Here is a 21984-nt window from a genome sequence, read left to right on the forward strand (position 1 = left end):
TTCGGGGGCGGCGGTGGGCCGGCGGGCGGGGAGGTCGACGTGCCCCCTTCCCCCGATCCCCGTTCCCCCCGGGTCCCCTCACCCGACCCGGGTCAGGAGGGCTCGGGGAGGGGACGGGTGTAGGGCTCCCCCACGCCGTAGGCCTCGGCGAGGACGTCGGCGAAGGCGGCGGCGATCTTGATCTCCCCGTGCGCGTTGGGGTGGGTGCCGTCGTAGGTGTCGGCCTCCACGTCCCAGTCCTCACGGTCGGCGATGTCCAGGCTGATCACCGGGGAGCGGTCGGTGGACATGTCGTCGGCGACCTCCCGCACCAGCATGTTGTAGGCGTACAGGCGCAGCGCGAACCCGGGATCGTTGTCGGCGTAGGCGATGGGCAGCGCCTCGGAGAGGACGATGCGCACGTCCGGGTTGCCCTTGCGGGCTCCCTCGACGTAGCGGCGCAGCCGGTCCTCCATCTCCTCCATCTCCACCGGCCACAGCAGGTCGTTGACGCCGATGAGGACGCACAGTACGTCCGGCTCGTGGACACGGACCTCCTCCTCGATGCTGGCCGCGGCGTCGCGCAGGGTCCGGCCCCACACCGAGTTGTGATCCTGGTCGAAGTCGGGGTCGCGGTATTCGACCGTGCCCGGCTCTCCCCCGGCGCCGGGCCAGGTGTGTTCCGCGAGTTCGGCGAGGGCCTCGGCGTCCCCGCCGTCGGTGGAGGCGGGTTCGGTCCCCCCGTCCCCCTCGGTGGCGGGGACGTCGTCCTCCTCGGTGGGCACCGGAACGATCATGTCGGTGGTCGCCGGGTCGGTGTAGGGGCCGACGAAGTCCACCCCTTCCACGATGGGTTCCAGGTGGTTCCACAGGTGATAGCGCCAGGTGCGATCACCGTTGGCGCCCTGGGTCATGGAGTCTCCGGCGGGCATGACGCGCAGTGATCCGCTCACGGGTGCTTCGGCCTCCGCTCTAGGGTCGGTTCCACGGTCGTGGTCATGTGTCACCCACAGATAGGCACCCGCGATGACCAGGGCCACGGCGAGGAGACCGGACAGGATCAGGGTGCCGGTGCGCCTGAAGGGGGAGACGAACATCAGGATCCTTCGAGTTCGGGCGTCGGACGGTGGGCCGCCGTCACGGGTTCCGGCCCGACCCCGGCGGGGTCGGGCCATGGCGTGCTCAGTCCCGGGAGACGACCCGGTTGGCGATCGTGCCCAGACGCTCCACCGTCACCGAGACCTCCTGGCCGACCCGTACCGGGCCGACACCGGCAGGTGTGCCGGTGAGGAGGACGTCGCCGGGGAGCAGCGTCATGAAAGAGGTGACATAGGAGATCATGCCCGGGATGTCGTGGATGAACTGTGACGTTCGTCCGGCCTGCCGGATCTCGCCGTCGACGGTCGTGGTGATCGCCAGGTCCTGGGCCTCTTCGATGGTGAGCCCGGTGGTGATCCACGGACCGATCGGGCAGAAGGAGTCGAACCCCTTGGCCCGGGTCCACTGCTTGTCCGTCTTCTGAAGGTCGCGGGCGGTGACGTCGTTGGCGACGGTGTAACCGAAGATGACGTCGGCGGCCCGCTCCCGGGGCACCTCGCGGCACGGCCGGGAGATGACGATGGCCAGTTCGCCCTCGAAGTCGACGCGCTCGGAGACGGTCGGGTGGAAGATCGGGTCCGTGGGGCCCGCGACGGCCGTGGAGGGTTTGAGGAAGACCACGGGCTCCTCCGTGGTCTCCCCGGTGACGTCCTTCATCTCCTCGACGTGGTCGGCGTAGTTCTTGCCGATGCAGACCACCTTCGTGGGCAGGACCGGCGACAGGAGGCGAACGTCGGTGAGTTTGGCCCGCTCACCGGTCAACTTGATGTCACCGAGCAGTGGATGCCCGTTGAGCCTGGCGATGTGGTCCTCGCCACTGTCGGTATCGGTCTCGACAAGACCGAAGCCGACTTCGTCACCGACCGCGAACCGTGCGATGCGCACCTGTTGTCCTCCCAGCTCGACACGTTTGCGCTTGCAGATTATCCGCGCCCGCCCCCGACGGTGCGACGGTGACCGGTCCGTTCCCCCGGCGATCGGCGGGCCCCCGCCCGGCGATGGGCCCGGTCCGACCGTCCTGCCCCGCCGGAGGGTCGGACTCGTGGCATGCTGGGTCCGTCATCCGTCACTGAGAGGTGCCCCGTGTCCACGTCCGCTCCGCCCTCGGGAGGCCGCCGCAGCGGTCGGCGTCGAACGCGCCGATACCCGGCGGGGCTCGCGCTCGGCCTGTGCCTGGTCGCCGGGGCCTCCACCGTGCTGATGGTCGGCGTGCCACCGCCGATCGACGATTCGGGTACACCGGCCGGCACGTCCGCGCCGGTCGGCGACGGGGTCCCGGACGATCGGCGTGAGAACGCGAACGGTCCGGTGGCCAGTGCGAGCGGGCAGAGCGAGGAGGCCTCGCCCGCCCCGTCCGCCTCCCCCTCGGAGAGGAAAGAGGAGGAGAAGGAGAAGCCGGTGCTGCTGCGCTCGGTCGTGAAGGAGGTCGACAGCGCCGACGGCGAGTTCTCCGTGATGAAGGGCGAGGGCGACGTCATGGGCGACGGCCCGCTGACGACGTTCGCCGTGGAGGTCGAGAAGGGCCTGCCCGGCGAGGCCGAGGACTTCACCGAGGCCGTGGAGCTGATCCTGGGCGACCCGCGCAGCTGGGGCGACGACGGCGATCGGGCCATGCAGCGGGTGGACGGCGACGACGCCGACATCCGGGTCCTGCTGGCCGCCCCCGACACCGTGGACCGCATGTGCGCCCCGCTGCGCACCAACGGCTACGTCTCGTGCGCCAACGGGAACCGGGCCATCATCAACCAGAACCGCTGGGTGTCCGGCGTCCCCCACTTCGAGGGCGACCTGGAGACCTACCGGATCTACCTGATCAACCACGAGGTCGGACACACCCTGGGGCACGGGCACGTGTTCTGCCCGGGGGAGGGCGAGGCCGCCCCGGTGATGCAGCAGCAGACCCTGGACCTCCAGGGGTGCGAGCCCAACGGGTGGGTGCACCCGGACAACGATCCCGACGACTGACACCGCGACGACCAGGAGAGAGACCGCCCGTGTGCGACCGCTGTGATCCCGTTATCGTTCCCGCCCCGGTGACCAGACGGGCCGCCATGGGTGTCGCGGCAGCCGGCGTCGTCACCGGGACCGTCGCCGCCTGCGCGGGTTCCCCGGAGGACACCGGGTCCCCCGGGTCCTCCGCCCCGGACACGGAGCCGACGACCACGCCCGAGGAGGCGGTGGCCACCGTGGACGAGGTCCCGGTGGGAGGGGGGATCGTCGTGGCGGGCGCCGCCGTGGTCCTCACCCAGCCCGAGGAGGGCGGCTTCCGGGCGTTCTCCACGACCTGCACCCACGAGGGGTGCCCCGTGGACTCCGTCGTGGACGGGAGCATTCGGTGCCCGTGTCACGGCAGCCTCTTCTCCATCGCCGACGGCGCCCCGACCGAGGGGCCGGCCACCGAACCGCTGGAGGAGTACCCGGTCACCGTCACCGAGGACGGTGGACTGGTGGTCGGCTGACGGTCCGGCGAACCCGACGGCGACCACTGGCTGCTGCGCGCCGAGGACGGTGACGTGCGCCTGCGCACCGCGGAAGCCGCCCCCGGCGCACGGGTGCGTCGCGCCGGCTGACGGCCCCGGGTACGGCCGTGGGCCGGGGGACGCCCCCGGCCCACGATCCGCTCGCGTTCGGTAGGGGTCACTCCTCCACGGAGGCGTTGTACTCCTCGATCGGGGTGTCCAACCGGTCCGCGGCGTCGGACATGGCGTCCGCGGCCGGGGTGTCACTGGTCAGGGCGGTCTCCCAGCCCTCCTCGGCGGTGGCGCGCGCCTCCGACATGACGCCCATCATGCAACCGGCGGTGTTCTCGTTGATCTCGGAGTCGGCGAGCTGCGCGGCCGCCACGGAGAACTGCGGGAACTCCTCGGCCCGCTCCTGCGCCTCCGGGCCGTCGTAGCCCTCGGTGTTGACGGACAGGTAGCCGGTACCGGCGTGCCAGATCGACTGGGACTCGGGGGTCAGCAGGTACTGGACGAACTCCCAGGAGGCGCGGACCTCCTGCTCGCTGTGGCCCTCGCCGTTGATCCACAGGGAGGCGCCGCCGATAATCGAGCCGCCGGGGTCGCCCTCGCCGACCAGGGGGAAGTAGCCGGCGCCCACCTCGAAGTCGGACCGCTCGATGAAGCCGCCCAGGGAGCCGGTGGACTCCAGGGTCATCGCGGCCCGTCCGGAGGTGAACGCGGCCTGGGCGTCGTCGGTGTTACGGCCGATCTGGACGGCGAGCTCGTCGTCGATCATCTCCTCCCACCACTCGACCGTCTCCACGACCTTGGGGTCGTCGAAGAGGACCTCGGTGGCCCGACCACTGCGCCCGTTGGCGTTGTCGCAGTAGGGGACGCCGGCCCGGGCCATGAACTGCTCGACGAACCAGCCGTAGGTGGCGGCGCCGAACCCGTACTGCACGACGGTGCCGTCATCGTCGCGGACGGTCAGCTCCTCGGCGGCCTCCCGGATCTCCGCCAGGTCGGTGGGCGGGGAGTCGGGGTCGAGACCGGCCTCCTCGAAGGCGTCCCGGTTGATGTACATGAGCGGGGTGGAGTTGTTGAACGGGAAGGAGCGCAGTTCGCCGTCCACCGTGAAGTAGTTGAGCAGGGCGCCCTCGATGGACCCGGTGTCGTAGCCGTCCGCGTCGACGAAGGACTGCGCGGGCACGGTCTGCCCGGAGTCGATCATGAACTGGGTGCCCAGGTCGAAGATCATGATGAGTTCGGCGGTGTCGCCCTGCTGGATGGCCGCGCGGTGGTTGGCCAGCGCGGTGTCGTAGTCGCCCTGGAAGGAACCGGTGACCTCGATACGCCCCTCGTTCTGGGCGTTGAAATCCTCGATGAGTCCGTCGAGGACCTGCCCGTTGGTGGCGTCCATGCTGTGCCAGAACTCCACCTGGACGGCTTCGTCCAGGCCCTCCAGGACCTCCGGGCCGGGTGCGGTGAGGGTGCTGTCGCCGCCGTCACCACCGCCGGAGCAGGCGCTCAGGGCCAGACCGAGGCCGGTGATCAGGGCGGCGGCCCGCAGGGTGCGTGGCCGGGGGGAGAGTGTCATGCTGTGTCGCTTCCTCTGGTTGGGAGGGGAACCGCCCCCGGGTTCTCGGAGGACGGTCGAACGGGGTCCGGTTACTTGACCGCGCCCGCCGTGAGCCCGCGGACGATGAAACGCTGTCCGAAGAGCACGAGGGCGAGTGTGGGCAGGACGGAGAGCGCGGCGCCGGCCAAGAGGAGGCCCGGGTCGGACGCCTCGCCGGTCTTGAGGCTGTTGAGGCCGATCTGGAGGGTCTGCATCTCGGTGCTGCGGGTGACGATCAGCGGCCAGAAGTACATGTTCCAGCTGGTGATGAACACGTAGACGCCGACGGCGCTGAGGGCGGGGCGGCTGAGCGGGACGAGGATCGTCCACAGGAACCGCAGGTGCCCCATTCCGTCCATGCGCGCCGCGTCGTACAGCTCCCGGGGGAACTGTTTGAAGCTCTGGCGCAGGAGGAACGTGCCGAAGGCGTAGGCCAGGAACGGCAGGACCAGGCCGAGGTGGGTGTCGATGAGGCCCCACGAGGCGATGGTGAGGTAGTTGGGGATGAAGGTGGCCTCGCCGGGGACCATCAGCGTCGCCAGGAACAACGCGAAGACCACCGCGGAGCCGCGGAAGCGCAGGAACACGAAGGCGTAGGCGGCCAGCGCCGAGGTCGCCAGCTGGGCGATCGTGATGACGCCGGCCATGAGCAGCGAGTTCCCGTACATGCGCAGGAACGGCACGGCGTCGAGGGCGGCCGTGACGCTGTCGAGGTGTACCCCGGTGGGGAGCAGCCGCGGCGGGAAGGTCGCCAGTTCGCGGGGCTCCATGAGCGCGCCGGCGAACACGTAGTACACGGGGAACAGGACGGGGATCAGGAACACTGCCAGCAGCAGGTAGAGCAGACCTCGCCCGAGCAGGTGTCGGGGGTCGCGTCGGCGTCGGCCGCGAGGCGCGGGGGCGGGCGTCTTCCCGCCGGTCCGTTCGGGTGCGGTGAGAGGGGTCGCGGTCATGCGTAGTGCACCTTCCGCTCGATGACGCCGAACTGGACGGCGGTGCACACCAGGACCACCAGGAGCAGCACGAGCGCCTGTGCGCTGGCCCGACCGAAGTCGCTGGTGCTGTAGGCGAAGGCGTCCTCGAAGATCGAGTAGACCAGGGTGGTCGTGGAGCCGCTGGGTCCGCCCCGGGTGAGGATGTGGATCTGGCCGAAGCTCTGGAGGGCGTTGATCGTGGAGATCACGATGAGGAAGAACAGCTGGGGTCCGAGCATGGGGACGGTCACGTCACGGGCCAGTCGGACACCGGTGGCCCCGTCGATGCGGGCGGCCTCGTTGATCTCCTTGGGGATGGAGCCGATGCCGGCGGCCAGGACGAGCACCCCGTAGCCGAGGTTCATCCACACGGTGGTGATGCACACCGACCACAGGGCCATGTCCTGTGAGGTGAGCCAGGGGACCTGGTCGAGGCCGAGCCGGTAGAGGACGCCGTTGAGGACGCTGTTCCCTGGGCTGTAGAAGACCACGAAGATCACCGAGGCGCTGGCCACGGAGAAGGCGAACGGCAGGGCGAAGGCACCGCGCAGGAAGCGCTGCCCGCGGATGACGCCCTCCAGCAGCAGGACGATGGCGAGCGCGCCGACCACGCCGGGGACGACCGTGCCGATCGTGAACAGCAGCGTGGTGGTGAGGACCTTGACGAACTCGGGCGAGGCCATCTCGGCGAAGTGGCTGAGCCCGACGAATCGGTTGGGGCGGCCGATGATGTCGTTGCCGTGCATCGACAGGTAGACGGTGCGGCCGAGGGGATAGGCGAGGAAGAGCGCGAAGACCACGATGGAGGGCGTCAGGAACGCCCAGGCCAGTGCGGCCTCCCCGCCTTGGGTGCGGCGGGGCGATCGGGTTCCGGGGGATGGGGGTGCGGTGGCCGTCTTGGTGGTGGTCACGCCTCCTCCCCCTCCGGTGAGGGTTGTTGGTGAGGACACGTCCCGCAGTCTGCTCGGGGCGGGTGACCTGCGCTTCTCCGTGGGGAGAACGGCGCGCCAACGGGTGGACGCTGGGTGGTTATGTCCGACATCGATCACCACTCGTAACGTGCTGGTTCATCAGAAGTTCGCAGTATCGAGTGGCTCGGGACACAGTGGCTATGACCTCCGGGCCAGGCATCCCTTACCCGTAAGTAATATGCAGCCGGATGACCAGGGGTCATGACGACGAAGGGGCCCTTCGTCCGGTTTCCACCGCACGAAGGGCCCCGGTGGTCATCGTCCGCCGTGGCGGACGATGACCGGACCGTCACACAACACTGTCCCGGGGGTACTCGTGGCGGAGCAGCCCGTAGTTGAACGCCTGTTCCAAGGCCACCCAGGAGGCGTCCACCACGTTCGGGCCCACGCCCACCGTCGTCCACTCCGCCGTGCCGTCGCTGAACGTGATGAGCGTGCGGGTGATGGCGTTGGTGCCGGAGCTGCCCTCCAGGATGCGGACCTTGTAGTCCACCAGCTCCAGGCCGGCCAGTGCCGCGTACACCCCCTCCATGGAGGAGCGCAGCGCCCGGTCCAGGGCGTTGACCGGACCGTTGCCCTCGGCGGTGGCGATGACGCGCTCACCCTTGACCCGCAGTTTCACGGTGGCCTCGGTCAGGCTCTCGTAGTCGCCGAACAGCGCGGCCCCGTCCCGGGGGCGGCGCTCGGTGAGGACCCGCCAGGACTCGGTCTCGAAGTACCGGACCGGCTCGCCCATCTCCTCGCGCAGCAGCAGCTCCAGGGAGGCGTCGGCGGCCTCGAAGCTGTACCCGGACAGCTCCAGTCCCTTGACCCGCTCCACGACCCGACCCGACAGGGAACGGTCGCCGGCCAGGTCCAGACCGAGTTCCACGGCCTTGAGCTCGATCGAGGCGCGCCCGGCCATGTCGGAGACGAGCATGCGCATGGTGTTGCCGACCAGGGCGGGGTCGGTGTGCTGGTACAGGTCGGGGTCGACCTTGATGGCCGAGGCGTGCAGCCCGGCCTTGTGGGCGAACGCGGACACGCCCACGTAGGGCCGGTGCGTGTCGGGGGCCAGGTTGACGATCTCGGCGACGGCGTGCGCGACCCGGGTCATCTCCTCCAGGCAGCCCTCGGGCAGCACGTCCATGCCGCGTTTGAGGGTGAGCGCGCCCACCACCGAGAACAGGTCGGCGTTGCCCACCCGTTCGCCGTAGCCGTTGGCGGTGCACTGCACGTGGGTGGCGCCGGCGTCGACGGCGGCCAGGGTGTTGGCGACGGCGCAGCCCGTGTCGTCCTGGGCGTGCATGCCCAGTCGGGCCCCGGTCGCCTCGCGCACCTCGGTGACGGTGCGGAAGACGTCGTCGGGGAGCATGCCGCCGTTGGTGTCGCACAGGACCACGACGTCGGCGCCGGCCTCGGCCGCGGTGCGCACGACGTCGAGCGCGTAGGACGGGTTGTGACGGTACCCGTCGAAGAAGTGCTCACAGTCCACGAACACGCGTTGCCCGTGTTCGTGGAGGTAGGACACCGTGTCGGCGATCATCGCGAGGTTCTCGTCGAGGGTCGTGCGCAGTGCGCGCTCGACGTGCCGGTCGTCACTCTTGGCGACAAGGGTGACGACCGACGCGCCGCTGTCGCGCAGCGCGGCCACCATGGGATCGTCGGCGGCCTTCACACCGGCCCGGCGGGTCGCGCCGAACGCGGTGAGTCGCGCGTGCTTCAGCGTCAGCTCTTGTGAAGCCCGCTGAAAGAACTCGGTGTCCTTGGGGTTCGCCCCCGGCCACCCTCCCTCGATGAACGCCACCCCGAAGTCGTCCAGCAGCTTCGCGATGGCCAGCTTGTCGGAGACCCGAAGGTTGATCCCCTCGCGCTGGGCCCCGTCGCGCAGCGTGGTGTCGAAAACGTGGAAACCGTCGTCCCTCATGGGTGGAACTCCCGAAGGTGGATGCTGTGGTGGACCGACCCGGACCCGGCCAACAAAAAAGACCCCTCATGGACATGAGAGGTCTGCGCGCCGGCAAGGTCCGTTGTCAGCCGACGCGCCTCACGATAATGATCACCTGAGACGGCATGACGTCAGTGTGCCACACGGAGCCGGTGTTGTCGGTGCTCCGAGACCGATTGTCCCAGCATGTGGAACAGTGATTTCTCCCACCGGACAAAGCGGACAACACGAAAGGCCGCCCGGGGAACCCCGGACGGCCTCGTCGGAAGGGCCGTTCGCCCTGGACCGGAACCCTAGAAACGGGTGACCCAGTCGTACTTGTCGGTGCGGTGACCGGTCTGCAATCCCACCAGTTCCTCGCGCAGGCGCATGGTCACCGGACCCGGGGTGCCGTCACCCACGGTGAACTCGCCCTCGTCGCTCTTGACGAATCCGACCGGGGTGATGACCGCCGCCGTGCCGCAGGCGAAGACCTCGGTCAGCTCGCCCGACTCGGCGGCCTCGCGCCACTCCTCGATCGAGATCGGCTTCTCCTCCGCCGGGATGCCCAGTTCGGGGGCGAGGGTCAGCAGCGACTCGCGGGTGATGCCGGGCAGCAGCGTGCCGGTCAGCGGAGGCGTGCGCAGGCGCGCGTTCTCACCCGAGCCGAACACGAACCACAGGTTCATGCCGCCCATCTCCTCGACCCAGCGGTGCTCGCGGGCGTCGAGCCAGACCACCTGGTCGCAGCCCTTCTCGACGGCCTGGGCCTGGGCCAGGAAGCTGGCCGCGTAGTTGCCGGCGAACTTGGCCGCACCGGTGCCGCCGGGCGCGGCACGGGTGTAGTCCTTGGACAGCCACACGGTGACCGGCTTGATGCCACCGGAGAAGTAGGAACCGACCGGGGAGGCGATCAGCAGGTAGACGTAGCTGCGCGACGGGTGGTTGACCCCGAGGCCGACGTCCGTGGAGATCATGAACGGGCGCAGGTAGAGGCTGAAGTCGGGCTTGCTCGGAACCCAGGCGCCGTCGTGCTCCAGCAGGAGCCGGATGGATTCGAGGAAGAGCTCCTCGGGCAGTGCCGGCATGGCCATGCGGGCGGCGCTCCGGTTGAAACGGGCCGCGTTGGCGTCGGGCCGGAAGGACGCCAGCGAACCGTCCGGGTGGCGGTAGGCCTTGAGCCCTTCGAAGATCTCCTGGGCGTAGTGGAGGGCGGAGGTGGCGGGGTCCAGGCTCAGCGGGCCGTAGGGCTCCAGCTTCGCGTCGTGCCACCCCTTCCCCTCGGTGTAGCGGATGCTCACCATGTGGTCGGTGAACACCTGGCCGAACCCGGGACTCTCCAGCAGCGCCTCTCGCTCCTGCGGGGTCTTCCGCCGGTCGGAGATCTGGATGTCGAACGCCAACCCGCTCGTGGTGGTGTTGTCGTTGGTCATGTCGTCGTCGGTCCTCTCGGGTGCATCAGGTCGGCAGCGCCGCCGACCTGGGATCTAGTCTGTCGGAAGAGCGCACCCTGTGCCAGAGCGGGAGCAATGCACCCGTAACACGGACAGGGCGCGCCCGGGGATGTCCGGGCGCGCCCTGTCTGCGTGTTCGCGATGTGACCGTGCCGGTCGGCCGCGCCCTGATCCATCCGGGGGCAGGGCCGACGCGAGGGATCAGCCCTGCTCGGCTACTCGCGCGGCGAGGTCGTCGCCGATGCGGGAGGTGGAGCGGGGCTCGCCGCCCTGGGCACGGGTCTTGAGGTCCGCGGCGACGGCGGCCTCGATGCGGCGGGACGCCTCGGGGACGCCGAGGTGGTCCAGCATGGCGGCGGCCGAGAGCACCGTGGCGGTGGGGTCGGCCTTGCCCTGCCCGGCGATGTCCGGCGCGGAGCCGTGGACCGGTTCGAACATGCTGGGGAAGGTGTTGTCGGGGTTGATGTTGCCGCTGGCGGCCAACCCGATGCCACCGGTGATGGCGGCGCCGATGTCGGTGATGATGTCGCCGAACAGGTTGTCGGTGACGACCACGTCGAAGCGGGCCGGCTGGTTGACGAAGAACATCGACGCGGCGTCGACGTGGCAGTAGTCGACGGAGACCTGCGGGTACTCGGCGCCGACCTCGCGGACCACGCGCTGCCACAGTTCGCCGGCGAAGGTCAGGACGTTGTCCTTGTGGACCAGGGTGAGCTTCTTGCGCGGGCGCTCGGCCGCCTTGCCGAAGGCGTAGCGGACGACGCGCTCGACACCGAAGCGGGTGTTGACGCTGTCCTGCGTGGCGATCTCGTGCGGGGTCCCCTTGCGCAGGACTCCACCGGCCCCGGCGTAGGGGCCCTCGGTGCCCTCGCGGACGACGAGCATGTCGATGTCCTCGGGGGTCACGCCGGCCAGCGGGCTCTCCACGCCGGGGTACAGGCGCACGGGACGCAGGTTGACGTAGTGATCGAAGTCGAAGCGCAGACGGAGCAGCAGACCCCGTTCGAGGACCCCGCTGGGGACCGTCGGGTCGCCGACGGCGCCCAGGAAGAGGGCCTCGTGCCCGGCCAGCTCGGCGGCGACCGAGTCCGGCAGGGTCTCGCCGGTGCGGTGCCAGAGCCGGGCGCCGAGTTCGTACTCGGTGGTCTCGATGGCCAGGTCGTGCGGGGCGGTGGCGGCCTCCAGGACCTTGAGACCCTCGGCGATGACCTCGGGGCCGATCCCGTCGCCGGGGATGACGGCCAGTTTCACCGTGCGCGCTGCCATACGGCCTGCCTCTGATCCGATCGCGATCCCACCGGGGATTTCTCACATGGTGAGATCAGAATGAACACTGAATGAGACAACCATACCGGCCCACGAGACCGGAGGCGCCCACCGCCCCGAACGTTCAGTCGCGCCGGTCGAGGGCGTCCTGGAGGGCGCGGGAGATCTCTTCGTCGACGTCGGAGGTGGACGGGTACTCGACCATGTCGTACATCATGTGGGACTCCGATTGCGGTGCGTGATCGCGGCCGCGTGCGGCGGGCCGGATGGGCGTGCGCTGCGCGGGTGCGGCGATCGACGGTGACCGCGAGAGAGATGTGGAAGAGAAGGAGCACCTGCCCCGACGAGGTCGCGCCGGGTCCACCCCACGGGCCCGGTTGGGGCGGGCGGGGCGGCGGACGGCGGCGTCGATCGGTGGAGACGGACGCCGCTGACTCCTAGGACGCCAGAATATCGGATGTCCAACTATGTGGCCAGAAATTCTCACCATGTGAGACGGGCGCGTGTCGCCCCTGGTCGCGAACCGCCCATTCCGCCACGGAACACCCGTGGAACACGACCGACACACGGGCGAGGGGGTCGCACCGCGTGGTGCGACCCCCTCCGAGCCCCGGTGTTCCCTTCGGCCCCCGCGGCGCTCCGGGCCGCGCTCGGGCACCCGGGGGACGGGAACGGACCGAAGGAGGCGCGGCGGCCACCGCGCGAACCTCCCCGACCGCTCCCGGAAGGCCCTCCGAGGACGGCCCGCGGCCGAGGGGCCCCACCGCTCGGCGACGTCCGCTCCGCAGGCCTTCGGAACCCCGGGGGCGCGCCCTCGGGGCGCCCCGATCAGTCCTCCAGGTCCACCTGACGGGTGACCTCGGCGTCGATCTCCTCGGAGATCGACGCCAGGATGGCGTCCGGGACCGCGGAGTCGACGGTCAGCGCGATGAGCGCCTTACCGCCCTCCTTGTCCCGGATCACCTGCATGCCCGCGATGTTGACGTCGGCGTCGCCCAGCAGGGCGCCCACCTTGCCGACGATGCCGGGACGGTCCTCGTAGGACAGGAACACCATGTGCTCGGCCAGGCCGATCTCCAGGGCGTAGTTGTTGACCTCCACCAGCTTCTCCAGCTGGCGGGGGCCGGTGAGCGTCCCCGACACCGACACCCGGGTGCCGTCGGTCAGCACACCGCGCACCGAGATGAGGTTGCGCCAGTCGCCGCTCTCGTCGCTGGTGACGAGGTTGACCTCGACACCGCGCTCCTTGGCCAGCAGCGGGGCGTTGACGAACGTGACCGTGTCCTCGACCACGTCCGCGAACACGCCCTTGAGGGCGGCCAGCTCCAGCACCTTGACGTCGTGGGCCGCGATCTCGCCGCGCACCTCCACGTCGATGCGGCTGGCGATGGTGCCGGCCAGGGCGGTGAAGACCCGGCCCAGCTTCTCGGTGAGCGGCAGACCCGGCTTGATCTCCTCGGCCACGCCGGTGCCCTGCACGTTGACCGCGTCGGGCACGAACTCTCCCGAGAGGGCGAGCTTGACCGAACGGGCGACCTGCGTGCCGGCCTTCTCCTGGGCCTCGTGGGTGCTGGCGCCCAGGTGCGGGGCGACGACCACGTTCTCGAACTCGAACAGCGGGCTGTCGGTGCACGGCTCCTTGGCGAACACGTCGATGCCCGCGCCCGCGACACGGCCGTCCTTGATCGCCCGGTACAGCGCGTCCTCGTCGAGGATGCCGCCGCGCGCGGCGTTGATGATCCGCACGCTCGGCTTGACCTTGTGCAGGGCCTCGTCGCCGATCAGACCCAGGGTGTCCTTGGTCTTGGGCAGGTGGATGGTGATGAAGTCGGCGCGCCCCAGCAGGTCGTCGAGCGTGGTCATCTCCACGCCCATCTGGGCGGCGCGGGCCGGCTGCACGAAGGGGTCGTAGGCGATGACCTTGGTGCCGAAGGCCAGCAGCCGCTGGGCGACCAGGGCGCCGATACGGCCCAGGCCCACGATGCCGACGGTCTTCTCGTACAGCTCGACACCGGTGTACTTGGACCGCTTCCACTCGCCGTTGACCAGGGCGTTGTGCGCGGGGGCGGTGTTGCGGGCGCTGGCCAGCAGCAGGTTCACGGCCTGCTCGGCGGCGCTGACGATGTTGGAGGTGGGGGCGTTGACCACCAGCACGCCCGCCTTGGTGGCGGCCTCCACGTCCACGTTGTCCAGGCCGACGCCGGCCCGGGCGACCACCTGGAGGCGGGGGGCCGCGGCGATCGCCTCGGCGTCGACCTTGGTGGCGCTGCGCACGATGATGGCGTCCACGTCGGCCAGGGCCGGCAGGAGTCGAGAGCGGTCGGAGCCGTCGACGCGGCGCACCTCGAAGTCCTCTTCGAGCAGCGCGATTCCGGCGGGCGAGAGTTCTTCCGCTACGAGTACGGCGGGTTTCGACACAGGGGTTCCTTTTCGGGTGTTGCGTCCCGATTCACGCAGGTCAAGCCCTACCGAGATCGGGGAGGACGGCCGGAACAAAGTCTACTGCGGGGGTAGGGAAGCCCGAAGGGGGCGGGTGGTCGTTGCCACCCACCCCCGTCTCACGAGGACTCGTCTCAGCCCTTGAGCCAGCTCATCAGCGGACGCAGTTCGGCGCCCACCTTCTCGATCTGCTCACCCTGCTCGGCCTCACGGCGCTTGGTGAAGGTCGGCTGACCGGCGTCGAACTCGTCCATCAGCTCCTTGGCGTAGGAGCCGTCCTGGATCTCGCGCAGGATCTTGCGCATCTCCTCGCGGGTCTGCTCGGTGACGACGCGCGGGCCGCGGGTGTAGCCGCCGTACTCGGCGTTGTCCGACACCGACCAGTTCATCTTCGAGATGCCGCCCTCGTACATGAGGTCGACGATGAGCTTCAGCTCGTGCAGGCACTCGAAGTAGGCGATCTCGGGCTGGTAGCCCGCCTCGACCAGGGTGGCGAAACCGGCCTTGACCAGTTCCTCGGCGCCGCCGCACAGCACGGCCTGCTCACCGAAGAGGTCGGTCTCGGTCTCCTCCTTGAAGGTGGTCCTGATGACGCCGGCCTTGGTGCCGCCGATGCCCTTGGCCCACGACAGCGCCAGGTCCCAGGCCTGTCCGCTGGCGTCCTTCTCGACCGCGACCAGGCAGGGCACGCCGCGCCCGGCCTCGAACTGGCGGCGGACCAGGTGCCCCGGACCCTTGGGGGCGACCATGGCGACGTCGACGCCCTCGGGCGGGGTGATGAAGCCGTAGCGGATGCTGAAGCCGTGGCCGAAGAACAGGGCGTTGCCCGGCTCCAGGTTGGGCTCGATCTCCGCGGCGTACAGGTCGCGGTGGATGTGGTCCGGGACCAGGATCATGATGACGTCGGCCTCGCGGGTGGCCTCCGCCGGGGTGAGGACGCGCAGGCCCTCCTCCTCGACCTTGGCGCGGCTCTTGGAGCCCTCGGCCAGGCCGATCCGCACGTCGACGCCCGAGTCCCGCAGCGACAACGCGTGCGCGTGGCCCTGGCTGCCGTAACCGATCACGGCGACCTTCTTGCTCTGGATGAGCCCGAGGTCCGCGGAGTCGTCGTAGTACATCTGTGCTGCCACTTGGGGTTGCTCCTTGTTCTTCACATTCATTGGGGTACGCGGGGACACCGGTCCGGGTGCCGGGTTCCTCAGGCGGTGCGGTCGACCGCGCGGAGGGAACGGTCGGTGATGGAGCGCGGCCCGCGTCCCAGGGCGACCAGCCCTGACTTGACCAGTTCCCGGATACCGAACGGCTCCAGGTTCTTGACCAGGGCATCGAGCTTCTCGGGGTCGCCGGTGGCCTCGATGACGACGACGTCCGGGCTGACGTCCACGACGTGCGCGCGGAACAGCTCGGCCGTCTGAAGCACGTGGGTGCGGCTCGACGCGTCGGCCTTGACCTTGACGAGCAACAGCTCGCGCTGGACCGACGCGGTGGTGTCCATCTCCACGATCTTGACGACGTTGATCAGCTTGTTGAGCTGTTTGGTCACCTGCTCCAAGGGGTGGAGGTCGCAGTTGACCACGATCGTCATCCTGGACAGGCCCGGATACTCGGTGGTGCTGACACTGAGCGAGTCGATGTTGAAACCACGACGGGAGAAGAGGGCGGAGGCGCGGGCCAGGATACCCGGGGTGTCCTCCACCAGAACGGAAAGCGTGTGACGGCTCATGGTGGTCGACCTGCTCCTCTTAGTCCTCGGTGTCCCAGCTCGGCGCCATGTCGCGCGCGTACTGGATGTTGTCGTTGCTGACGCCGGGGCCGACCATCGGCCAGACCATCGCGTCGTGGTTGACCGTGAAGTCGACGACCACGGGGGCGTCGTCGATGGCCATGGCCTTCTCGATGGTGGCGTCGATGTCCTCGGCGCGCTCGCACCGCAGGCCGACACAACCGTACGCCTCCGAGAGCTTGACGAAGTCCGGAATGCGGACCTTCTCGTCCCGGGGCGAGGTCTGGAGGTCGGTGTTGGAGTAGCGGCCCTCGTAGAACAGGGTCTGCCACTGCCGGACCATGCCCAGGTTGCCGTTGTTGACCACGGCGACCTTGATGGGGATGCCCTCGATCGCGCAGGTGGCCAGTTCCTGGTTGGTCATCTGGAAGCAGCCGTCACCGTCGATCGACCAGATCACCCGACCGGGGTCGCCGACCTTGGCGCCCAGGGCGGCGGGCACGGAGAAGCCCATCGTGCCCAGCCCGCCGGAGTTGACGAACGCGCCGGGGCGCTCGTAGTCGATGAACTGGGCGGCCCACATCTGGTGCTGACCGACGCCCGCGACGTAGGTGGCCTCGGGGCCGACGATCTCGCCCAACCGCTGGATGACCATCTGGGGTGCCAGGCTGCCGTCGTCGGGGACCTCGTAACCCTTGGAGTAGGTCTCCCGGAGGCGGTTCAACTGCTGCCACCAGGCCGCGTAGTCGCCGGCGCGGCCCTTCTCCTGGTCGGCGCGGACCGCGACGACCAGGTCGGCCAGCACCTCGCGGCAGTCGCCGACGATGGGGACGTCCGCGTGGCGGTTCTTGGAGATCTCGGCCGGGTCGATGTCGGCGTGGACGATCTTGGCGTCGGGGGCGAAGCTGTCGAGCCTGCCGGTGACCCGGTCGTCGAAGCGGGCGCCCAGGGCGACGATGAGGTCGGCCTTCTGGAGGGCGCCGACCGCGGAGACGTCACCGTGCATGCCCGGCATGCCGACGTACTGGGGGTGGCTCCCGGGGAAGACGCCCCGGGCCATCAGGGTGGTGACCACGGGGACACCGGTCAGCTCGGCCAGGACCCGCAGTTCGGCGGAGGCTCCGGCGCGCAGGACGCCGCCGCCGACGTACAGGACGGGGCGCTTGGCGTCGAGGATCATCCGGGCGGCCTCGCGGACCTGCTTGCCGTGCGGCTTGGTGACCGGGCGGTAGCCGGGCAGGTCCAGGCGGTCGGGCCAGACGAAGTCGGAGGCGGCCTGGAGGGCGTCCTTGGAGATGTCGACCAGGACCGGGCCGGGGCGGCCGGTCGCGGCGATGTGGAAGGCCTCGGCGACCGTGCGGGGGATGTCGCGCACGTCCTTGACCAGGAAGTTGTGCTTGGTGATCGGCATCGTGATGCCGCAGATGTCCGCCTCCTGGAAGGCGTCGGTGCCGATCATCGGTGCGGCGACCTGGCCGGTGATGGCGACCATGGGCACGGAGTCCATGTAGGCGTCGGCCAGCGGGGTGACCAGGTTGGTGGCACCGGGTCCGCTGGTGGCCATACAGACCCCGGGGCGGCCGGTGGCGTAGGCGTAGCCTTCGGCGGCGTGCCCGGCGCCCTGCTCGTGCCGCATGAGGATGTGGCGCACCTTCGCGGAGTCGTAGAGGGGGTCGTAGGCGGGGAGGATGGCACCCCCGGGAATCCCGAAGACGGTGTCGACACCGACCTGCTCCAGCGACCTGATCAGCGATTGTGCTCCGGTCATCTGCTCGGTCATCTCAAGATCCTTCGCGAGGGTCCAGAGCGGCACGGGGGCTCTGGCTTTTGGTGGGTCTGACTCTTCGTGGCCTGGTGCGGCAATAAAAAAACCCCCACCGCCCGGTGGCGGTCGAGGGGTGGCGCGCAGCAGAAGTGACTCAGTGGGCTGCGCGCCGACCAAGTACGAGAATCAGGGAGTTGCTCTTCACGCTCCCAACCTTGGCCGAAGAAGCGTCCGCGCGTCAACCAGAACTTCATATTGTCTCAAATAGTGAGACGTAGATGTCACGATGCGGCACGACCATCATCCAGTGAACCGCACTGAACAGGACAAACACAAAAAAGTCCCCTGTTACGTGTAACGGAGAACACGTAACAGGGGACCTGGGTTCAGATCGTTAGGCCGTCTTAACGGCCCTTCTCGGAACGCTCCTCGAAGAGGTCCTCGACCCGCTCGGCGCCGACGGCCCGGTTCAGCCACACGTCCAGGAGTTCCAGGTCGGTCGTGCCATCGATACGCTTCCGCGTCTCCTCGGAGACCTCGATCCCCTTGCTCTTCAGGACTGCGAAGATCCCCTTGATCTGCCCCAAGGCTTTGCCCTCGCGAAAGGGGCGCCCGATCAACTCGGTCTTGAACTCGTAGTCCTTCAGCTTCATGAGCTTCTCCAGGGATCCGAGGGCCGTGGCGGACAGGGCCGCGAGCACGTGATCAGAGTACAGCGAGGAGGACGAGCCATCGAGGCTTTTCAGCGCCGTGAGCAGCGCGTCCAGCGCCGCTTCGTCCTCGGTCGGGTTGTCGGCCATGGCCGGCACGGCGAGCACCGGTCGGGCCGCGGCGGCCTTCGGGTCGCTGATCGGCCTGAGGGTGTCCAGGGCCAGGACCAGGGGGCGGATCTCCCCGCACCCCAGGTCGATGGGTTCGGCGTAGCGACGGGCCGGTGACGACGTGGGGGTGAGCACCAGGAGCGCCACCGGGCGCTCCAGGCGCATACGGGTGCTGGCCACGTAGGCCGGCCAGCGGTAGGACTTGCGGTCGTCACGCCTGTTCTGGGGCTCGACGATGACCGCCAGGACCGGGACCGGGTCGTCCCGTTCCTCATGGGGGTGGGGCGGCCGTTCACAGACCACCACCGAGTCCGAGGTCAGATGGGTCAGAGCCGTGCTGGTGGCCTCGGCCGCGTCGCAGCGGACGCGGGTGAACTCCGGCAGCGGTTCGCCGGTGAGTTCTCGGAGGAGTTCGACCGCGGAACCCGGATCGCAGCGGATCAGGTCGAGGGGGAACTCGTGCTGATGAGAGGGCATGACGGAGAATTAGCGGCCACGTCGGCGTCTTCGCAGGTGAACGCCGCTATATTCGTATTGGCGCAGATTCGTCCTAGAGGTTGGCGCCGGCCTCGCCGCCGACCAGCGACTCCACACCGGGGGCGGCCATCGGACGGGCCACCAGGAACCCCTGACCGCGATCGCAGCCCATGGCCCGCAGCTGCTCCAACTGCTCGGGGCGTTCGATGCCCTCGGCGACCACCTGTACGCCCAGGTCCCGACCCAGCTGGATGATCGTGTGGGTGAGCAGCGTGACCGTGTCGTCGCGGCCCAGGTCGGCGATGAACGACGGGTCGATCTTGATCGCGTCCACGCTCAGCCTGCGCAGGTGCGCCAGCGAGGCGTACCCCATCCCGTAGTCGTCGACGGCCAACTGCACACCCAGATCCCGCAGTTCCGCGAGCCGCTGCACGGCCTCGCCGCCGCCGTCGAGCAGAACGTCCTCGTCGACCTCCAGGGTCAGCACCTCCGCGGACAGACCCGAGTCGGCCAGCACGGCCTCCACCGTCTCCACGAAGCGCGGGGAGAGCACCTGCTTGATGGACAGGTTCACCGACAGGCCGATGTCCCAGTCCGATACCCGCCACACCGCGACCTTCTCGCAGGCCTCGCGCAGGATCCACTCCCCCAGGGGCACGATCAGCCCCGACTCCTCGGCGGCACCGAGGAAACCGTCCGGTCCCACCACCTCGCCGTCGCGGTCCCACCGCACCAGGGCCTCCACCGACGTGACCCGGGACGTGCCCAGGTCCACGATGGGCTGGTACTCCAGGAAGAACTCCCCTTCGGCCAACGCCCGACGCAGCCGGATCTGCAACTCCAGACGGGACACCACGGTGTCGTGCATGTGCGCGGCGTACACCTCGACGTTGCCCGCCCCGCGCTCCTTGGCCCGGGTCAGCGCCACGTCGGCGTTGCGCAGCAGGTCACCGCTGTCGGTGTCGGGTTCGGCGAAGGCCACACCGATACTGGCGGTCAGCACCAGTTCCCGGTCGGCCACCTGGAACGGCTCCGAGGCGATGACCCGTCCCAGACGTTCGGCCAGGTCCACCACCCGCTGTGCCCGGGGTACGCCCTCGATGAGCACCGCGAACTCGTCACCGCCCCAGCGCGTCAGGGTGGCTCCGGGCTCCAGTTCGCCGCGCATCCTGCGGGCCGCCTGGGCCAGCAGGTGATCGCCGCGCACGTGCCCGGCCGAGTCGTTGACCGCCGTGAACCCGTCCAGGTCCAGGAACAGCACCGCGATGTCCCCGATCGGCTCGTCGCTGATCGCCCGGTGGGCCAGCACGTCGCTGGCCCGCTCCTCCAGGTAGGAGCGGTTGGGCAGGCCCGTGACACCGTCGTGGAAGGTGAGGTGCTCCACCTCGTCCTGCAACGCCACCTGGGCGCTGATGTCGCGGGTGGTCACCAGGAGCCGGTCGGGTTCGCCGGGCTGCTCGTACAACGACACCGTCGACTCGGTGTGCCGCCAGGTCCCGTCCGCCGCGCGCACCCGCAACCGCAGGTGCACGCCCTGGCTTCCCCGCTCGTCGAACAGGGCGGTGACCGTCTCGGTCCGCTCCATGTCCTCGGGGTGGATGAGCGTGGTCACGGGTGCGGCCAGCACGTCTTCGAGCCGATATCCGAAGGCCTCGGCCGTGCCCGGGCTGACGTAGGACACCCCGCCGTCGCGGTCCAGCACCAGGATGACGTCGCCGCTGTTGCGCGCCAACTCGTGGAAGTGCCCCTCACGGTTGCGCACCATGCGGGTGAGGGTGGCGTTCTCCTCCAGCATTCCCAGGATCCGCACCAGCAGCACCACCACGGCGGTCCCGGCGGCCACCGGCAGCACCGGGGCCACCCCCGTCAGGCGCAGTCCGCCGACGGTGAGCACCACCGCCGCGATCGCGACCGCGCCGATCGCGGCCAGCTCGGGCGCGAACCGGTACAGGCCACGACCGGTGATACGGCGCGGTTCGGCGCCCGGTCGATGCTCCACCAGCCACGGCAACGCCCCCAGCAGGGCGAACCCGAGGAAGCGCACCGGGTGCTCGATGCCGCCGGCCACGGACGGCCCGGACAGACGGGTGATCGCCCCGATCATGTCCGAGGTGGCGATGACGATGAGCGCGGCGATCGCGAGCAGCACCGCGCGCCGGGTGCTGTGCGGCGACATGAACACCAACGGGACGAGCAGGCACAGGACGGCGATGTCGGCCACCGGGTACACCAGGGCGAAGCCCAGCACCCCCGAGCCCTCGCCCAGCTCCCCGTACAACGGTGAGAAGACGAGCAGCCACACGACGGAGAACACGGCGGCGGCGCACACGTAGCTGTCGGTGATGTGCCGCAGCGCGGTGCGCACGCCCCCCGGCCAGGGGGCGAACCGGGTGAAGCCGACCACGAACAGCGGCAGAGCCGCCAGCGCGAACAGGTCGCCCAGTGTCAGGGACAGCACCGAATTGGAACTGAGCGCCCCCGTGATGCCGTGGGTGACCCCGCCCGCGCACCAGGCCAGGGCCGCGAAGCCCAGGTTGCGCAACGCCGCCGGCCCGTCCGCGCCGTCGACGTGGGCCTCGCGATCGGCGCCGGTGGTCGCCCACCGGCGGGACGCGTACAGCAAGGAGGCCCCTGCGATACCCGCGACCAGGGATGAAGGCCACTCACCGAGGAACGTCGCGACCGTGTCCGTTCCCATCGGGATCCGGGTCGCGACGACATAGACGAGGAACAGGACGACGAGCCCGATCACCGACAGGCGACGTGTCCGGGTTCCCATTACCGACCTCCCAGCGGGCGCGTGACGCCGTCCGCGGCGGCTCGCCGCGGACACGCTCTCTCCTCGGACATGGAGCACCCACCTCGCGTCGTGACGATTCCTGGCGCGCTCGGGGCGTCCGGCGCGCGGACCGCCGATCTCGCGGGACCGGGACCGACCGGTGGCGGGCGATCGCCGTCGACCACCGCCACCGTGCGTCGCAACCCTACGCAACCAAGGTCACATGGCGATTGAGGGTCGGACGAGAGATGACGACGGAGTCATCACGGACCG

Annotated in this window: 16 protein-coding genes; 2 read left to right on the forward strand and 14 right to left on the reverse strand. The window is 69.5% G+C overall.

The genetic code is table 11. From position 1 onward, the window contains the following. Positions 1–92 precede the first annotated feature (92 nt). The gene (locus PWG71_RS09640; protein ID WP_274809236.1) at positions 93–1076 is read right to left on the reverse strand and encodes a GDSL-type esterase/lipase family protein; all 984 of its coding nucleotides are present in this window, start codon (positions 1074–1076) and stop codon (positions 93–95) included. 85 nt (positions 1077–1161) lie between these two features. Then, the gene (locus PWG71_RS09645; RefSeq protein ID WP_274809237.1) at positions 1162–1962 is read right to left on the reverse strand and encodes a fumarylacetoacetate hydrolase family protein; all 801 of its coding nucleotides are present in this window, start codon (positions 1960–1962) and stop codon (positions 1162–1164) included. A 315-nt stretch (positions 1963–2277) separates the two neighbouring features. Here PWG71_RS09645 and PWG71_RS09650 point away from each other — a divergent pair, with 315 nt between their 5' ends. Then, entirely contained in the window at positions 2278–3042 is a 765-nt protein-coding gene (locus tag PWG71_RS09650; RefSeq protein ID WP_274809383.1) for a DUF3152 domain-containing protein, read from the forward strand. A 68-nt stretch (positions 3043–3110) separates the two neighbouring features. Continuing rightward, positions 3111–3536: a Rieske (2Fe-2S) protein gene (locus tag PWG71_RS09655; RefSeq protein ID WP_274809238.1), complete on the forward strand. Its 426-nt coding sequence runs from the start codon at positions 3111–3113 to the stop codon at positions 3534–3536. Positions 3537–3714: 178 nt separating this feature from the next. On the opposite strand, the gene PWG71_RS09660 is transcribed toward PWG71_RS09655, so the two are convergent. The 12 genes from PWG71_RS09660 to PWG71_RS09715 form a co-directional block, all read right to left on the reverse strand. After that, positions 3715–5115 (reverse strand): ABC transporter substrate-binding protein, encoded by a 1401-nt coding sequence (locus PWG71_RS09660; protein WP_274809239.1) that lies wholly within the window; start codon positions 5113–5115, stop codon positions 3715–3717. A gap of 71 nt (positions 5116–5186) precedes the next feature. Next, positions 5187–6089: a carbohydrate ABC transporter permease gene (locus PWG71_RS09665; protein WP_274809240.1), complete on the reverse strand. Its 903-nt coding sequence runs from the start codon at positions 6087–6089 to the stop codon at positions 5187–5189. Further along, positions 6086–7021, reverse strand: coding sequence for a carbohydrate ABC transporter permease (locus tag PWG71_RS09670; RefSeq protein WP_274809241.1), 936 nt, complete (start codon positions 7019–7021; stop codon positions 6086–6088). The genes PWG71_RS09665 and PWG71_RS09670 overlap by 4 nt, the downstream gene beginning before the upstream one ends. Positions 7022–7370: 349 nt before the next feature. Then, positions 7371–8987, reverse strand: a complete 1617-nt coding sequence (gene cimA / locus PWG71_RS09675; RefSeq protein WP_274809242.1) for a citramalate synthase — start codon at positions 8985–8987, stop codon at positions 7371–7373. Between the two features lie 314 nt (positions 8988–9301). Next, positions 9302–10420: a branched-chain amino acid aminotransferase gene (locus PWG71_RS09680; RefSeq protein ID WP_274809243.1), complete on the reverse strand. Its 1119-nt coding sequence runs from the start codon at positions 10418–10420 to the stop codon at positions 9302–9304. A gap of 222 nt (positions 10421–10642) precedes the next feature. Further along, the gene (locus PWG71_RS09685) at positions 10643–11707 is read right to left on the reverse strand and encodes a 3-isopropylmalate dehydrogenase (RefSeq protein ID WP_274809244.1); all 1065 of its coding nucleotides are present in this window, start codon (positions 11705–11707) and stop codon (positions 10643–10645) included. Positions 11708–12535: 828 nt separating this feature from the next. Beyond that, positions 12536–14125: a phosphoglycerate dehydrogenase gene (gene serA, locus PWG71_RS09690; protein ID WP_274809245.1), complete on the reverse strand. Its 1590-nt coding sequence runs from the start codon at positions 14123–14125 to the stop codon at positions 12536–12538. A 155-nt stretch (positions 14126–14280) separates the two neighbouring features. Then, entirely contained in the window at positions 14281–15276 is a 996-nt protein-coding gene (ilvC, locus tag PWG71_RS09695; protein ID WP_274809246.1) for a ketol-acid reductoisomerase, read from the reverse strand. Positions 15277–15344: 68 nt separating this feature from the next. Continuing rightward, entirely contained in the window at positions 15345–15869 is a 525-nt protein-coding gene (gene ilvN, locus PWG71_RS09700) for an acetolactate synthase small subunit (protein WP_274809247.1), read from the reverse strand. A gap of 19 nt (positions 15870–15888) precedes the next feature. Next, positions 15889–17649 (reverse strand): acetolactate synthase large subunit, encoded by a 1761-nt coding sequence (locus PWG71_RS09705; protein WP_274809248.1) that lies wholly within the window; start codon positions 17647–17649, stop codon positions 15889–15891. A 389-nt stretch (positions 17650–18038) separates the two neighbouring features. Next, positions 18039–18932 carry a hypothetical protein gene (locus PWG71_RS09710; RefSeq protein ID WP_274809249.1) on the reverse strand — a complete coding sequence of 298 codons (894 nt, stop codon included), beginning with the start codon at positions 18930–18932 and terminating at the stop codon, positions 18039–18041. Positions 18933–19005: 73 nt separating this feature from the next. Further along, positions 19006–21711, reverse strand: a complete 2706-nt coding sequence (locus tag PWG71_RS09715; protein WP_274809250.1) for a putative bifunctional diguanylate cyclase/phosphodiesterase — start codon at positions 21709–21711, stop codon at positions 19006–19008. Positions 21712–21984: the final 273 nt, after the last annotated feature.

It is taken from the genome of Nocardiopsis sp. N85 (genome assembly GCF_028882275.1).
Lineage (GTDB): Bacteria > Actinomycetota > Actinomycetes > Streptosporangiales > Streptosporangiaceae > Nocardiopsis > Nocardiopsis lambiniae.